Raw genomic sequence first — 15,883 nt, 5'->3', positions numbered from 1 at the left:
TATAAGAATCATAAAGATTAGCTGAATCAGGATAATTAACTATGGATGCTAAACAACTTACTCCCTATCAAGAAAACGACCTACTGTACAACTCAAATTATCCTCAACGTAAAGAGAGTCAACGACAGACATCGCGTAATAATATACTGCCGATGCTACTCACCATGCTCACCGATAACGAACCACAAAAAAAACAAGAAGCGCCCTTAAGTAATTTAATATCACACCATGAACTACGACTTCATGTATTGCACGATCTGCAACGACTATTCAACTGCATCAATAGCGAGTCGAATAATACCTTAGGGGATCTTCCTTGGGTGCAACGCTCCACTATTAACTATGGTATCGCCTCCCTGGCAGGCAAATGTATCTCAGGCATCGAATGGAAAGATATTCAGTATGCGCTAACCCAGTCGATCCTTAACTTTGAGCCACGCATTCTACGCGATGGATTGCAGGTAAGCTGTGTGACGAATAACGGCTCACTAGAACTCTACAATGTACTATCAATTGAAATTAAAGGCCGTCTATGGTGCAAACCCCACCCACTCGAATTCCTGTTTCGTACTGATATGGATCTGGAAAGCGGCCACTTCGATCTAAAAGATATAGGGTAAGCAGATGGATACAAAACTGTTGAATTATTATAACCGTGAGCTGGCTTACCTCCGTGAGATGGGTACTGAGTTCAGCGAACGCTACCCAAAAGTTGCTGGCCGCCTTGGTATGCACGGAATTGAAGTAGCAGACCCCTATATCGAACGCCTGCTGGAAGGTTTTGCTTTTCTTACCTCGCGCATACAGTTAAAGATGGATGATGAGTTTCCGAATTTCTCCCAACATTTATTGGAGAGCCTCTATCCCAATTATCTTTCACCTACACCATCAATAGCCATTGCAGAGTTGCAGCCGGATATCAGCAAAGGTGACATCAGTGGCGGTTTTGTGGTGCCACGAGGAACGCGGATAGACAGCAGCTCACTAAAAAAGAGCGGCATAACCTGTAGCTATACCACCGCGCATAATGTCACTTTACAGCCCATACGGCTGAAACAGATTGAACTGACCGGTATTCCAACCGATATCCCCCTTTCAACACTTGACCCACATCTCAAGCACTGTGTCAGCGCACTGCGTATCCGGCTTGAGTGCGATGAGACAGTCACGCTGAACGACATGAAACTCGACCAGTTGGTGTTCTTTCTCGCAGGCCCCGACCAACAAGCAGTACAGCTGTTGGAGTTGCTCATGCAGCACAACATTGGGGTTGTGTATCAAACGGTAGAAGAGCAGCCACAGCGGTGGTTATTGGCAAAAGAGGCATTACGCCAGGAGGGATTTGAACCAGAGCAGGCGCTATTACCAAGTGATCAACGCAATTTTGAGGGCTATCGCCTACTGCAAGAATATTTTGCCTTTCCGGCACGTTTCCAGTTTTTTAGTGTTAACGGGCTACCGAGGCAGTTAAACAATAAGAGCGCATTGCGCCAATTCGAGATAGTGGTGTTATTGGATAGCCAGAGTGAGTTTCTGGAGCGTGTGGTTGACATCAACCATTTGGCACTGCACTGCACACCGGTTATCAACCTATTCCCTAAAGTGACCGAACGCATCACAATTAATGATAAAAACCACGAATACCATCTGGTGGTGGATAATATCCATCCGGTTGATTATGAAATATTTTCTATTCAACGACTGAGGGCTAGCAAACAGGACTACACGCAAGAGTTCAACCCATTCTACCGTACCGCAAGTACCGACAGTGGCAATTACGGTGCCTACTTTTCACAACGCCGCGAACAACGCACGCTGTCCAAACATGCGCGTCAACATGGTAGCCGTAATAACTACTCGGGTTCTGAACTATTTGTCTCACTGGTCGATGAGCACCAGTCGCCTTGGAATAGTGATCTTAAATACCTGACAGCCGACGTGCTGTGCACCAATCGTGATCTGCCGCTGATGTTACTGCAGCAACAAGGTAGTTTTGAAATGCCGGACTCGATCCCTATCAAGCAGGTTTCATTGCGAAAAGGGCCAACACCGCCACGGCCTGCGTTAGCGGAGGGCGTTGTTACATGGCGGTTAATCAGCCAGCTACAACTCAACTACCTCAGCATCATGGATAGTGACCCCGAGCAGGGCGCAGAGAGTCTACGTCAGTTACTTGGGCTATACGGTAATCTCAGCGAACCGGCTGTCGCCAAGCAAATTCAAGGAATACGTCACTGTCGCTTGCGCCCGGTCTATCGCCGCATTCCCGAGCCAGGGCCAATTGTATTCGCCCGTGGTATTGCCATTGAACTCACGGTGGACGATCAAGCATTCTCCGGCAGCAGCCCCTACTTACTTGGCAGTGTATTGGAGCACCTATTTTCACGTCTGGTGGCAATAAATACCTTTACCGAAATGACACTTTCCAGTCCGCAGTGTGGCGAAATTGCCCATTGGCAAGCACGTCTAGGTAAAAGGATGCTGATATGAGCGAATTTGTGGTGGAAAAAACCTTTCATATCAACAATAAATGCCGCTTGTCACTCGATTTTTGGCAGGATCTGATCACAAGCCCTGGCCGCCATGGGCTATTTCACCTATTACGGCACATTGATGCCCGATCGGGTCAACCCTTCTTGCTGGGGCAAGCACCACTACCACGCTACGAAATACTACGTTTGGGCCAGAAGCCCCAACTCTCCTTCTCCCCCTCAATATTGACAAAAGTTAGCTCACGTAGTGGTACACAACTGCATGAGGTCTCTATTTTCAACTTTGGTCTATTTGGCCCCGATGGCCCACTCCCTCTCCACCTGACCGAGTTTGTGCACGAGAGAATACAACACCATCAGGATGACACATTACTTGCATTTGCCGACCTATTTCACCATCGGCTGATCGCACTATTTTATCGTGCCTGGGCAGATACTCAGCCTACCGTCTCACTGGATCGCGCAGACCATAAACGCTTCGACAACTACTTCTCTAATCTGATTGGTATCGGGCAGCCCGTACTGCAAGCGCGCGATAGCATCAACGTTCACGCTAAGCACTTCATGGCTGGCCACTTAATTCGCCACAGTCACGATCCGGAAGGTCTGGGCAAAATATTGCGCCACTATTTTAAAGTGCCAGTACATATTGTGGAAAATGTTCCTCACTGGTTAAGAGTGGAACCCTGTGAACGAGCCAGACTACGAGCAGGGCGCAACGCCACACGTTTAGGGGTATCAACACTCCTCGGAGTCGCGGTACGCGATATACAGCACAAATTTCGTATCGAATTGGGTCCGATGTCGCAACAAGATTACGACCAATTCCTACCAGGCTCTGCATATTGTGAGCAACTACGCGACTGGGTGCGGCAATATCTTGGTATTGAGTTGGTTTGGGAACTGCGCTTAATTCTGGCAAAAGAGGCATTACAAAACACTCAAATTGGCGGCACACAGCGCCTGGGATTAAGCAGTTGGCTGAGCAACACCAAACCACAGCATGATGTCAGCGATCTAACGTTCAGCCCTGAGCCTGATGTGCGTCAGGATTAAGAGTGATCCCCTAAAACGCATTCCATATCTAAAACGTATTCCATATCCAAAAACATCACATTAGCCAATGCATATTGGGGTAACCCAATAAGTGGTCCAATCTATCATTTTGAAAATTAAGGAAAGGCATGTCTGAAATTAACCGTTCGACATTATTTAGAAAATTGAATAGTCATTTATTTACCGGCATAGAGAATGCCACTGCTTTTTGTAAGCTGCGCGGCAATCCATATGTTGAATTGGTACACTGGTTGCATCAATTAATGCAGTCAGCGGAAGGGGACTTACAGCAACTTATTCGCCATTTCGGCCTTGATGGAGATCGATTGGCGCAAGACATCATCGCCGCACTTGATAGTCTACCCCGTGGGGCTAGCGCCATATCCGATCTTTCTGAGCACATTGATAATGCGGTAGAACGGGCATGGGTACACAGCTCACTGCAATTCGGTTCACAGAAGATCCGTGGTGGTTATTTACTGATTGCTCTTCTGAAAACACATAGCTTGCGCTATCAACTAACCGAAATATCTGCGCTATTCAGCCAGATCAATGTTGACCAATTGATTGATCAATTCACAGCCATTACGGCCCGCTCGTCGGAAAATGTTTCTGCACCATTGATAGCAGAAACTACTGAGCCCACGACAAGCGGCAGTGTGTTGGCACAATATGGATTGGATCTCACAGCGCGTGCGCGCAAAGGGGAGATTGATCCGGTCGTCGGACGCGATGAAGAGATACGTCAAGTTATCGATATTCTCATGAGGCGTCGACAAAATAACCCATTACTGACTGGCGAGGCAGGTGTGGGGAAGACCGCAGTAGTGGAAGGTCTGGCCCTGCGTATTATCGCAGGGGATGTTCCACCACAACTGCGTGATGTACAACTCTATCTGCTTGATATCAATATGCTGCAAGCAGGTGCTGGAGTAAAAGGTGAATTTGAAAAACGGTTACAGTCAGTGATTGATGAAGTGCAATCCAGCCAAACACCCACCATTCTCTTTATTGATGAAATTCACACACTAATGGGAGCTGGTGGTCACCAAGGTACTGGCGATGCAGCTAATTTACTGAAACCTGCACTGGCTCGTGGTCAACTGCGCACTATCGGTGCAACGACCTGGGCTGAATACAAAAAGTATATCGAAAAAGATCCCGCGCTAACCCGTCGTTTCCAGGTAGTACAAGTTTATGAGCCAAACGAAGATAAGGCGCTGCTAATGCTTCGCAGTTTTGTATCACCTTTGGAACAGCACCACCATGTACTACTACTTGATGAAGCGGTGGATGCTGCAGTACACCTTTCTCATCGCTACATCCCGGCTCGCCAATTACCAGACAAAGCAATAGCCTTGCTAGACACGGCATGTGCTCGCGTAGCCATCAGCCAACACGCAGAACCCGCTTCCGTCGAGCATTGCCGGCGTAATATTGAAGCATTGCAGATTGAACTTGATATCGCGCGCCGTGAAATTAAGGTGAGTATTGGCAACCCGCAGCGCCCAGCAGAAATTGAAGCACAACTGGTTGTGCTGCAACAGCAGTTGGAAAAATTAACTTTACGTTGGCAACAGGAACTGCAGCTAACCAAACAGATCATTGCGTTACGGGGTAGATTGCACCAACAGGAAACAGATAAAGCCAACACGAAAATAGCAGAACCGCCCTCTCCCTCCATTGATGAATTGCGCTCACAACTTAGTGAATGTCATAAACAACTGGATGAGCTACAGGGTGAATCGCCGCTGATCTTCACTGCCGTTGATGCCAATGTCGTTGCAGCTGTTGTTGCCGACTGGACAGGTATTCCACTGGGCCGCATGGTCAAAAATGAAATTGAAGCGGTGTTACAACTTTCTGACACATTGAATCAACGAGTCTTCGGTCAGCACCATGCATTGGATTTGATTGCCCGCCGGGTTCACACTTCTCGCGCCAGACTAGATGATCCCAATAAACCCGTTGGCGTATTTCTGCTAGCTGGCCCTTCTGGTGTAGGTAAAACTGAAACAGCTTTTGCTTTAGCGGAAACCCTATACGGGGGCAAACAGAACATTATTACCATTAACATGAGTGAATTTCAGGAACCACACACTATTTCCACTCTGAAAGGAGCACCTCCAGGTTATGTTGGATATGGTGAGGGTGGAGTGCTCACTGAAGCCGTACGCCGCCGCCCCTACAGCGTGGTGCTACTGGATGAGATTGAGAAAGCACACCCGGATGTACACGAGATCTTTTTCCAGGTATTTGATAAGGGTTGGATGGAGGACGGCGAAGGGCGCTATATCGATTTCCGCAATACTATCATCATCTTGACGTCCAATGTAGGGAGTGAACTAATAACCAGGCTGTGTAGCAGGCCTGATCAGATCCCTGAGCCGAAGGCACTGCAGCAAATGTTGCGCCAAGAGCTGCTTTCAGTGTTCCCAGCGGCACTACTTGGCCGCCTACTGATAACACCCTATTATCCGCTTACCGACGCAATACTGGAAAATATTGTGCGCTTACAATTGGGCAATATTCAACACCGATTACTGGAAAATCATGGGATTACCAGTACATTCAGCAACGAGGTAATCGGCCAGATTGTGGCCCGATGCACCGAAGTAGAATCCGGGGCGAGAATGGTCGACACTATTCTGACGAATACTCTTATGCCGCAGATCAGCCACACTTTGCTGACGGCCAAAGCAAATGCGTTGCGCTATCACCAGTTACACATCTCGCTGGAAAATAATACATTTGTCTATCAATATAATACTCTCGACGAAACACACTGATAACTGGGTACTTAGCATTAACTCCTGAGCTAAGTGCCTATTTAAATGTAACGCACTGCTGAATTTCAGCAGCCACTCATCCACTGTTTTTCGTATCACTTGCCTGACGTGCAGCAGAGCAAGCCTTACGTTGCTCAGGCTCTCGGACTTTTATTATTTCACGGGTTTCGTCGACGACCGGTAACGGGAACCCCATATCGTCATAGGCCGCGAAACTGGCTAAATGATAATCTGTCAGAGGTATATCCACTGCGGCTCGAAATCCCACTTTTTCCCCTGGGGCCAAAGGGCCAAAGGTTTGTAGTTTCGGCGTGGCCAATTGACAGTTAGCCCCGACAGGAATGATAACCAGATAACCTCCGGCGACTGCAGTATCGCCGGTATTAACCAGTGTTCCGCCCACAATAAATTGACCGCCCCCGCCCGCCCCCATATGGAATAGTAAATGTACTTCCCCTTTCCCCAACAATGGCGAACTCAAGAACACCCCAATAAGGAGTATAAAACCACGCACATATCTATACCCTTTCATAGGCTTTCCCTCAGTAGCCCACATTGCTGCGGTAAAGTTATTATTGATGAATAACAAATATAAAATTATAACGGGGAATTAAAAAGAGGCGCTTCGCAGCAAGGTAATAAACGAACACGACATAACCTTTACGCTTCTCACACCAAGAGAGAAACAACTCATGAGTCGGCATCAAACCGGCGAATATATACGCCGGTCTCTCCCGTTAAAAATGCATTGCCACTCCCACAACAGGCCCATACTGGGTAACATCCCAGTCGAAGTCACCCTTTTTATAATTCTGGTACAACGCTCGATAACCGGCACGTAATTCTGTATTGACCCCCAAAATAACGGTACGATAACCGAGCCAGGTTTGCCCTTGAAGAGCGAGTTGGTCGTGCAAACCACCAATATCCCCCTCAATCCCCCAACGCCAACGATCCGACAGATCATATATTAACCGGCTCCCCACGAAGGGAATTTGCCAAAGAGCATGGTCACTAACCTCGTGCCCCAGCGCACCGATATGGGCAGATAAGCGAGTCCAGCGAACACCCACCAAAGGTTCCACAATAAAGAGTCGGGGATCATTAAAGATAGTATTTCCCCCCAATGGAAATTGATAGGCCCGATAAAAAGCCCCAAGACTCACCATTGTTGAACTACCACGCCCACTTATCTGATCCCCATAGGCATCAATATTATGGCTGCCAGATAATCTAAGATATTGTGCATCAATAAACCCGCCCAGTCGTCCGTGAGTCACGCTCACGTTCCCCATAAAGCCAGCATTAGTATCACGCAATGCCTTATCAAAAGGAACATTCAACGGCGCTCTGTGCCCTAATGCCGACACATTACCATTCGATGACTGCGCCCAAAGATAGGGTGTAACGGTTATTGTCCAATCATCATTCGCTAATGGAGACGTGGCTGCAAATACAGTTGTATTTAAGCCAGATAAGCATAGTAACATTAACATGCGCAAAAATATCATAGGCATATAACACCTTCCGAATAAGTGATATAACCGATTATTGAGAAGCAAGCTATAACGGGAAATACTCCAGAACGTTAATTAAGTAATGAAAAAATTAATTTAAAATGGCGCCTTATCTATTTTTTCAAATGCATCAGAGATATCCCCTGACAAGGAAGTTTTGCGCGGATCAAAAGCGAAAATACTGCTTCCTGCTGATAAATTAAACTTTTTCAAGTCTACCCAAATAACACTAGGGCTAGTTGTCAGCTCAAAATAATACCGTTGATCGTTAAAATTAATGACCGTCCGATATTCTGTGTCATAAATACCAAAATTTTTGTAGGGTGCACCGAAGGGCACGGAAACATTTCGCGCAACGGCCATTATGCTCGCGACAGCCTCTCGTTCATTATTAGGTTCTGGCAGTAACTGAAGAAAATAGGTGGCACGTTCAAGTCTATCTGCTGAAGTCATATTGCCCGGTAAAGGTGTCGTACTTTGCGGGTGACTAAAATCCAATTTACCCAACATGGCCAGTTGTTCTGTATAAGGAGGATCATTGGTTACAACACGATTTTTTTTGTCCTGATGAATGACAGCTTTACCATCAATATATTCGATCAGAGCTGAATCCCCCGACGCATCTTCCAAAACCAAATGAACTGTCCCCTTAAATCCATTTACTGTCACCATCACGGGCTGTATTTGTGACAGTTTATCTAATGCTTCAGCCACTGTCGCAGCATTATCTAATGCATACTGCCCCCATATTCCAACCTGTAAGCCAGGTTTACTACTATCTCTTGGGCCATAATCCGTCGCATTAAGGTATAACATATGGATTGCCAGACCTTTTTCATTAAATCCATCGGCAGTGCCCCTACCATAAATTGCTGTCACCATACTGCCATATTGTGATGTCCATACCGCAGGGTTGTCCTTTACAACTGTATCTGAACCAAAATCAGCACCATTACGTGTTATACCTTTGGGAAATACAAATAACATAGGTTCTGTACTTTGCGGCCAATCCATTGATCGCGCAACAAACACCCCCAATTTATTATCATTCCATAAAATACGCGTGCAAGCTTCTGCGATCTGCAATGAATAAAAACCGGCAATAACAGCTGAGACAAAAAAGAACAATTTACGTGTACCTGTCAATTTTCTCATCATCAAATACTCCAGAACCTGTAAGCATTGCTGGTCTTCAAAGAAAACCAACCAGTTGACATAAGGCTCTGCACGCAAGTTGCAGTTGATCACTACTTGATAGAAAGAGCCTATCTATCCAGCATTTGAACGGTAGCTCGACTATGTCAAATATTCGCCACGAAGTTCTGGTAAAAATCAGCGTTTTCGATAATAGGATTAAAAGGATAAATACTTATACAGCCCCAGCTAGCTTATTGTTAAAAATAAATTCGAGTGACCGGTCATATTCTGCTTGACAGTCAAAATCAACCATTCATAACGTCAAATTTTTCACACTGGGAAATAGCTTATTTATGAAGAGAATAACGCCATGCTAATACCCTGAACGATAACATCATAACAACAGCAGATATCGGTGAAAAATAAGGATGAAAATCAATGCTAACCATAATTGGATTAGGCGCAGGTATCGGTACTCTTCTGAGCCGTTCATTAGGAATTTCTCCTGCAAATAGCCTGGCAGCTTATCTTATTACGTTATTTCTTCTCCAGTTCAGTATCTACTTACTGCCACAAGATCTATGGCTACAGCTCATCATTTTCATCATCCTATTATGGGGGATAGCAGCTCGATTTCATCATAGCTGGCACAGTGCTAGCCTAACACTAATATTAGTTTTTTCTGGTGGAAGTACAGCAGCCCTACTAACGGCTATCATATATTTATATAATGAGAATCTCTGGCCATTTGTTAAATGATGTAAAGAAGAAATATCTCTCATTGATAAACCACATATAAATAATCTAAAAACAATATCGACATGGCTCTAAAAAGCTAACTCCATGCAGGAAAAAGTGCAAGAATCAACATCCCGCGCAATTTAGAAAATATCATTACTCTCTTTCAACCTGATATTTAACATCTCTTTTCTGATTTTTCTAATAAGCATCTTCTGTTCTTTTTTTGTGGATGTAAATAACCCCCAATGAAAAAGAGTATTTAATGGAAACGTCAGAGATTCATCATTACCTTCCATCAAAATTTGTGTTGTTATAGTTGGCTGATAGCTTGGAACACTAAGCCGATTAACTTCTTTCTGATACCAAAACTCATACTTCTCATTCTCCCATGCCATATCCAGCACAGCTCCCCATTTATATATTTTGGCATCAATTTTTTGTGCCAAAAACGATGCTAAAGGCAATCCACCACTTAATAGCCAGGTGCCATTTAATTTTTTTACCTGTCGACCACAAACTTTTAATGGGGTATCTGTAAAACTGTTCCATGTAAATAGCCCTTGTTGGTAAAAACGGACAAAAGTCCCCTCGAGGAATCCTACACATCCACCATGTTCAGCCGATAAACGACACTTTCCTTCTACATCCATAATATTATCTATCTCTCAGGATAGAGAGATACTCCTTAATTAGTAAAAATTAAAAAAATGAATGAAAAATATTCTTACATGAATTAAGCATTAAATTTGATGTAACAAAAATACGGCACTTTAACTTTTAAAATCTTATAGAATCATAAATTATATTTATTTAACTTACTTAAATAGCCTGGTGTTGGCAATATTAAAAAACAAGTATCATAGTGTTATTATTATAAATTACAAATGGTTGACAAAGAACAAGTACAAACATAGCAGAGTAAAACCCTCATTAATAATGAAGAAAAGTTATCATTTGATAACCTAACTTAAGTACAAAAAAACCACGTCTACATCCACAAGTGAAATCTGCTATTACTAGCAAGAAACGTCGACCTATTGATCGACTCATTATCAGTGATTTTGGCTACTAAATTTTTATAAATAGTCACAGGTAAACCTGTTGACAATAATGCACTACCGTTAAGAGAATTATTTTGTCATTGCAGTTCTACCCATCTTGCTTCGATTTGAAGCACAGTGCTCCCCACTAACCCTGTGGGGATTTTTTTATGACCGCCTGATTGAGCCAATTATTTTATTTCTCTATAATGAATTATTACCCTATATAAATCTGTCAGTTTTACTGGATGTCACCAATCGATAACTCTTTTTCATTATATTTAATATTGGTTATGGTTATATACTTAAAAAGGAGATTGTAAGAAATTCTTTTCTTATCCAGTTTTAGTTGAATAGGAGGGGCTTGTTGCAATTTTATATAGTTAACAATGATTTATAGGTAAACAACATGAAAACAATCATTGTAACAGTAAAAAACTCTACTCAAAATCATATAGTTATTGATAACTCGCCGAGATTTATCGATCAAATTTTGTATATTAATGGCCATCGACTTAGTCAACCAGATAGCGATCCACCAATACTTATATTAAAAAATGAATTATTAATAATTACTATGAATTGGCGGGGAAATGGAGTCAAGTCGATGATCGGTTTAACTTTTGATGATATATCCCTTAGCATTGGGCAAGACTCAAACGGTAATTTGGGTATAGCCCATGGTAGTAGACTTTGCGTTTCAAAATATAATGTACAGGATCAAGCCCCTTGGTCTATAACCATAGAGCTTATTGATTAATAAGTATATTTAGATTCATTTAATGACGAGAAAAAATATAACATTTACCAGATAGACGGTGCTGGGGAGCTATATCTCTGAATATGTATCAACGGGCATGAAAATATAATTATATTGAGGCGTGACTACTGGTTGGGCATAAGAAGGAGAAGCCACACCTCAATATATCTTTGATTACAAAGGCATTACCTTACTCCTAGTCAATTCATCTTCATTCATAACATGCTCTCCATATCTAAAAATCTCGTTAACTGGACCTGTTCTTCATTTCATAATCGTGAAAATTAATTTTCACCCTGATTGGTGTACTTCTATAATTATTATTGTTATGACATAACTGCTAATATTATCTATATTAAGTTATTTACTTCATAACTGTGTTGTTCCCTGGTGAGGCACAACCTAACAATACAAACGGCTACTTTGAGCTGGCAAGAATAATATGCAAGTTGTGGCACTTTATTTTTTCAGTAGGATAAATGTGAGCCAGCACACATTTTAATATTCACAAACCTGAATTCATTCTCTAGCAAAACGTATAAAACGTGAACCTACCCCTTAATTAACTGAGTGCAGAGATGATGAAATCACTGTTCAGACAGGGACTTAACAAATAAAACCCACAAAGATTGGTAGGCTATTTTAATATAGTCGCAGTGATTCAATATCATTAGCAGTTGGTTGATATTTTCACAAATTTTGCCTTATAAACTGAATCATTCTGCGAGGAAAACACGACAAATCCCTTTACTGACATCTTTGGTTTCAGTGAACCCTCAACCAGTGATGCATCCACAGTATCAAAATTGAACTTTTCCCCATCCGGCGCATAAACGTTAAAGCAAATATTGTTCAGGTCTATTGTCTTTTTACCTGCGTTATTGAGTTCAATATTAAATCGTTTGGTATAGATAAACCTCTCACCTATTGTCATAGTTCCCAGAGCACCTTGTTGTGCATTAATCATTATCGAGTCAAGGGCAGAGGCCGATGCGATAAAACTAATTGCAAATAAGGCAATAAAAGCAAGCCATTGTTTCATTTTCACATCAATTTCCCTTTGCTATTTTACAAAAAAATCACCAACGCCAACTATTTATTAACATATCATTCGAAAATTAAATGCCATATAAACATACATTAAATATATTAGTGTTAAGTCACCCTCTAGGATGTTGTTACAAATGAGAATGTAGCGATTATCACCTATAGAGTCTTGGATCTTGGAACAATGGGATATCAAAAAATGCGATGGGAAGTTTGTTGGAGGCTGGGTACAAGAGCATAGTCGGCATGTGAATATTAGCTTCACACCGGAGAAAAAATGTATTTACGAGGCACGGATTAGCTATAGTGACAAATCAGGGTACTATCAGATTATTACTACTCTGATAAAAAATAGAAAAAACAGAATCATGCCTAATTACAGGCTCCGAGCAACAAAGCCCGGAGCTTGCCATCTATTAGCTAAAGAACTCAACTGCTCCGCCATTAAGATTATACATAGCGCCAACTATTTTAATTTTTCCATCCTTCTCTAATCCATTGAGAATGCTGCTCCGGTTCCGTATTTCATTGATCGTATGCAGCACATTGCTTTTAGCAACAGCATCAACAAATTGATCATTTTTACCGGTTCTTTCTCCACTAAATTGCGTGGCCTCAATGGCTGGTTTAATTTGATTTAGCAGTCCGGTCAGATTACCGAGTTCTACGCCATCGATAGCCCCACGTACTGCGCCACAGGCCGTATGTCCTAATACCAGAACCACTTTTGCCCCGGCTGCTGCACAGGCAAACTCCATACTGCCCAGTAGATCATTATTTGCAATATTACCGGCAATACGGGCATTAAATGTCTCGCCAATCCCGGTATCAAAAAGAATTTCTGCCGGTGCCCGTGAATCAATGCAACTTAAGATAACCGCAGCAGGGTATTGCCCCTCAGCACTAGCACGTTTCTGAGCCAAATAATCATGCTGTTGCATCTTGCCTGTTCTAAAGCGGATATTACCCTCTTTCATTCCAGCAATAATTTGCTCCGGCGTTAATTTATCTCGCTCTTCACGTGTTAGTGCTGCTGCATAAGATATCCCCGGCGTGGCTAAACTTAATCCGCTGGCGATACCAAGAATAGACATCCCTACCGCGGTTTTTAATAACGAGCGGCGTTGTTTGGAATGTTTGACATCTGAATGATTGGCTGGGGACTGTGACATATTTATTTCCTTAAATATGATGGTTGCAAAGTGGGGCGGTTAGTTTCGCCCAAGCGGCCCTGTATAGCGGTCATTTTGTCGGGTAATCCATGCTCCCTGGTGAAGGCTTTACCTACAGCGGATACCCCTATTGCCAAACCAAACGCTGCTAGCTCTTTTATGGATGTATCTCTTTCCATATCAGCGAGCCTCACATAGAAAATAACACATATCGGCGGTCAGCTTTTTATAAACACATTGATAACTCTAATATAGTTATTCTTTTACCTATGAATATAGCGTTCAAAATCACATTTGTATTATTTTGTGGCCACACCCCAAGTTAGGATTATTCTTGTTATTTATCCTGCCGAGCCTATAAAAAGGCAAGATTAATCTTGACATAAAAAACAGACATCATGTTAATTACATGAAAAATATAATTAAAAAATAATCACAAGTCAGCAATCCTAATTAGGATTTCAATGGGTATATATCAATTTACTTTTTAAAGTTAAATGCTGATTTTCATGACTACTTCGATATATTTCTAAGTTTTATTAATTTAAAGACGCATGTTTCCACTAAAAATACGTCGTTATAGAGTACAGAAGAGACTTTTACCATACTTGGCGTAATCCCTATTCTGGGCTGTTAGTCATTTTACCCATCACAAAAGCCAGATTGGCTGCGGCGACCAAAGAAGCGGCATGTGCATCTGTACTCATTTGTTGTGCATTCAGCAAACCATTTGCCGCCTCGTTGGCGACTGTGATAGTGCCAACCCCATTGCGATAGGATTCCAGCGCAGCGTCATAGGTAATAAATGATGTTTTCACGAGATTTAATGCCGCCTGATTGGATTCAAGCGCCGAGCGCAATGTATCTGCCGCCACCACAATTTCACGCACAGCCAGATCTTGTGTTTTCTTAAAACCTTCGGTAGCAACCGCCGCACGCGATTGTGCCTCTTTAACCCGAGCTGCGCGGATCCCGCCATCGTAAAGAGGTACACTGACGCCAATCAGAATACTGGAGGATGAGGTCTGCGGGCTGATACCCGGCAAGCCCTGAATATCAAAGTGCCCATCGCCACCCGCGACAGCCCCAGCAAGATAGACTTTTGGCAGGAAATCCGCTTCAGTCGCTTTGATACCCGCCTTGGCCGCTTCTGCCGCCGCATAGCTAGCCAAGACATCTGGCCGCTGGGAAAGTGCCAGCCGAATCATCTTTTCTGTCGGTGGACTGGCAACCTCTGGCAAGGCACGATCCTCGGCATAACCGACTTTAATGACCAACGAAGGGGAAACCCCCATCGCCCCGAGTAATGCTTGATAGGCATCGCGTTCGGTGCCTTTTGTCATCACCCGGCGCAGCTCAGATTGCGCAACCTGCTGTTGTGCCAGCGCGACTTCTACCGTCGTAGCAATCCCATTTTTCCGGCGTTGTTCGGCAGCATCCTGAATCTTTAGGCTATTTTTTAGCGTCTGTTCTGCTATCTCGCGCTGAGTTTGTGCTGCGCCATATTGGAAGTAAGTGCGAGTCACGTCGTAAATGAGCTTCTGGTGCATACCATTAAAAGTCACATTGGCGGCATAGGAGGTCTGTTTCGCCGCATCAAGCAGTGCGCTGCGTTGCCCAAAATCAAAGATAAGCCACTGTAATGCCAAAGCAGGAACAACAGCGCTACCACTCGTTTTCAGATCCTTTTCATTGCCGATCGCGTAAGGCAGCGGCGTGGTGGTACTCTGATAGCCACCAATCACACTCGCCGAAATGATCGGCAAAAATATCGCCTCCCCCATCCCTACCGCCAGCGCGGCCTGCCGCGCCTGTTGCCAGGCAATGCGAGTGTCAGGATTCTGACTCTGAGCGATATCAATCAGTTCCGGCAACGAATAGCTGTGGTCGCGATTGATACTGGGTGGTGGCGCAAGTTCCGCCACCAGCGGATTCGGCGGTACAGAAAAGTTCCCAGCCCCCACTGTGGCCCCAGCATTCGCATCAGGTGCCCAGGGTTCGGAATAAGATGCAGGAGCCAGATCTAAGCGATCGGTAGCACAACCGGCAATCAACATGCTCAAACTCAACACCGAATAAGTTAGGCTTATTTTGGCTATCCGGGCCGTCAGTACAGTGTGCGTCATCATGTC

The 15,883-nt window shown here is 43.7% G+C and carries 13 protein-coding genes; 6 read left to right on the top strand and 7 right to left on the bottom strand.

Features of this window, described 5'->3' with window-relative positions:
• The first annotated feature begins 41 nt into the window (after positions 1–41).
• From FFE93_RS03630 to tssH, 4 genes are all read left to right on the top strand, one after another.
• Positions 42–620 carry a type VI secretion system baseplate subunit TssE gene (locus FFE93_RS03630; RefSeq protein ID WP_138774780.1) on the top strand — a complete coding sequence of 193 codons (579 nt, stop codon included), beginning with the start codon at positions 42–44 and terminating at the stop codon, positions 618–620.
• Between the two features lie 4 nt (positions 621–624).
• Positions 625–2,490: a type VI secretion system baseplate subunit TssF gene (tssF, locus tag FFE93_RS03625; RefSeq protein WP_138774779.1), complete on the top strand. Its 1,866-nt coding sequence runs from the start codon at positions 625–627 to the stop codon at positions 2,488–2,490.
• Positions 2,487–3,548 carry a type VI secretion system baseplate subunit TssG gene (gene tssG / locus FFE93_RS03620; RefSeq protein ID WP_138774778.1) on the top strand — a complete coding sequence of 354 codons (1,062 nt, stop codon included), beginning with the start codon at positions 2,487–2,489 and terminating at the stop codon, positions 3,546–3,548. The genes tssF and tssG overlap by 4 nt, the downstream gene beginning before the upstream one ends.
• A gap of 128 nt (positions 3,549–3,676) precedes the next feature.
• Positions 3,677–6,337, top strand: coding sequence for a type VI secretion system ATPase TssH (gene tssH, locus FFE93_RS03615; RefSeq protein ID WP_138774777.1), 2,661 nt, complete (start codon positions 3,677–3,679; stop codon positions 6,335–6,337).
• A 76-nt stretch (positions 6,338–6,413) separates the two neighbouring features.
• On the opposite strand, the gene FFE93_RS03610 is transcribed toward tssH, so the two are convergent.
• The 3 genes from FFE93_RS03610 to FFE93_RS03600 form a co-directional block, all read right to left on the bottom strand.
• Positions 6,414–6,869: a hypothetical protein gene (locus tag FFE93_RS03610; protein WP_049601897.1), complete on the bottom strand. Its 456-nt coding sequence runs from the start codon at positions 6,867–6,869 to the stop codon at positions 6,414–6,416.
• Positions 6,870–7,074: 205 nt separating this feature from the next.
• Entirely contained in the window at positions 7,075–7,854 is a 780-nt protein-coding gene (locus tag FFE93_RS03605; RefSeq protein WP_138774776.1) for a hypothetical protein, read from the bottom strand.
• A gap of 96 nt (positions 7,855–7,950) precedes the next feature.
• Entirely contained in the window at positions 7,951–9,012 is a 1,062-nt protein-coding gene (locus FFE93_RS03600) for a linear amide C-N hydrolase (protein ID WP_080375805.1), read from the bottom strand.
• Positions 9,013–9,429: 417 nt separating this feature from the next.
• Here FFE93_RS03600 and FFE93_RS03595 point away from each other — a divergent pair, with 417 nt between their 5' ends.
• Entirely contained in the window at positions 9,430–9,750 is a 321-nt protein-coding gene (locus FFE93_RS03595) for a hypothetical protein (RefSeq protein ID WP_032896918.1), read from the top strand.
• Positions 9,751–9,872: 122 nt separating this feature from the next.
• On the opposite strand, the gene FFE93_RS03590 is transcribed toward FFE93_RS03595, so the two are convergent.
• Positions 9,873–10,382, bottom strand: coding sequence for a hypothetical protein (locus FFE93_RS03590; protein WP_005272133.1), 510 nt, complete (start codon positions 10,380–10,382; stop codon positions 9,873–9,875).
• Positions 10,383–11,181: 799 nt separating this feature from the next.
• On the opposite strand from FFE93_RS03590, the gene FFE93_RS03585 reads away from it, so the two are divergent.
• A complete protein-coding gene (locus FFE93_RS03585) occupies positions 11,182–11,532 on the top strand; it encodes a hypothetical protein (RefSeq protein ID WP_032896916.1) in 351 nt (116 codons plus the stop codon).
• A gap of 670 nt (positions 11,533–12,202) precedes the next feature.
• Here the strand turns inward: FFE93_RS03585 and FFE93_RS03580 are convergent.
• From FFE93_RS03580 to FFE93_RS03570, 3 genes are all read right to left on the bottom strand, one after another.
• Positions 12,203–12,574, bottom strand: coding sequence for a DUF4354 family protein (locus FFE93_RS03580; RefSeq protein WP_032896962.1), 372 nt, complete (start codon positions 12,572–12,574; stop codon positions 12,203–12,205).
• Between the two features lie 421 nt (positions 12,575–12,995).
• Entirely contained in the window at positions 12,996–13,751 is a 756-nt protein-coding gene (locus tag FFE93_RS03575; protein WP_005272130.1) for a carbonic anhydrase, read from the bottom strand.
• Between the two features lie 620 nt (positions 13,752–14,371).
• The gene (locus FFE93_RS03570) at positions 14,372–15,880 is read right to left on the bottom strand and encodes a TolC family protein (RefSeq protein WP_138774775.1); all 1,509 of its coding nucleotides are present in this window, start codon (positions 15,878–15,880) and stop codon (positions 14,372–14,374) included.
• Positions 15,881–15,883 lie beyond the last annotated feature (3 nt).

The organism is Yersinia sp. KBS0713 (assembly GCF_005937895.2).
Taxonomy (GTDB): Bacteria; Pseudomonadota; Gammaproteobacteria; order Enterobacterales; family Enterobacteriaceae; genus Yersinia; species Yersinia bercovieri.
This window is presented reverse-complemented; position numbering and strand designations above follow the sequence as displayed.

Coding starts and splice junctions, on each gene's coding strand:
- FFE93_RS03605 (WP_138774776.1), bottom strand. CDS start 7,854: ATGCCTATGATATTTTTGCGCATGTTAATGTTACTATGCTTATCTGGC.
- FFE93_RS03590 (WP_005272133.1), bottom strand. CDS start 10,382: ATGGATGTAGAAGGAAAGTGTCGTTTATCGGCTGAACATGGTGGATGT.
- FFE93_RS03600 (WP_080375805.1), bottom strand. CDS start 9,012: ATGATGAGAAAATTGACAGGTACACGTAAATTGTTCTTTTTTGTCTCA.
- FFE93_RS03570 (WP_138774775.1), bottom strand. CDS start 15,880: ATGATGACGCACACTGTACTGACGGCCCGGATAGCCAAAATAAGCCTA.
- FFE93_RS03575 (WP_005272130.1), bottom strand. CDS start 13,751: ATGTCACAGTCCCCAGCCAATCATTCAGATGTCAAACATTCCAAACAA.
- FFE93_RS03630 (WP_138774780.1), top strand. CDS start 42: ATGGATGCTAAACAACTTACTCCCTATCAAGAAAACGACCTACTGTAC.
- FFE93_RS03580 (WP_032896962.1), bottom strand. CDS start 12,574: ATGAAACAATGGCTTGCTTTTATTGCCTTATTTGCAATTAGTTTTATC.
- tssG (WP_138774778.1), top strand. CDS start 2,487: ATGAGCGAATTTGTGGTGGAAAAAACCTTTCATATCAACAATAAATGC.
- tssF (WP_138774779.1), top strand. CDS start 625: ATGGATACAAAACTGTTGAATTATTATAACCGTGAGCTGGCTTACCTC.
- FFE93_RS03585 (WP_032896916.1), top strand. CDS start 11,182: ATGAAAACAATCATTGTAACAGTAAAAAACTCTACTCAAAATCATATA.
- FFE93_RS03610 (WP_049601897.1), bottom strand. CDS start 6,869: ATGAAAGGGTATAGATATGTGCGTGGTTTTATACTCCTTATTGGGGTG.
- tssH (WP_138774777.1), top strand. CDS start 3,677: ATGTCTGAAATTAACCGTTCGACATTATTTAGAAAATTGAATAGTCAT.
- FFE93_RS03595 (WP_032896918.1), top strand. CDS start 9,430: ATGCTAACCATAATTGGATTAGGCGCAGGTATCGGTACTCTTCTGAGC.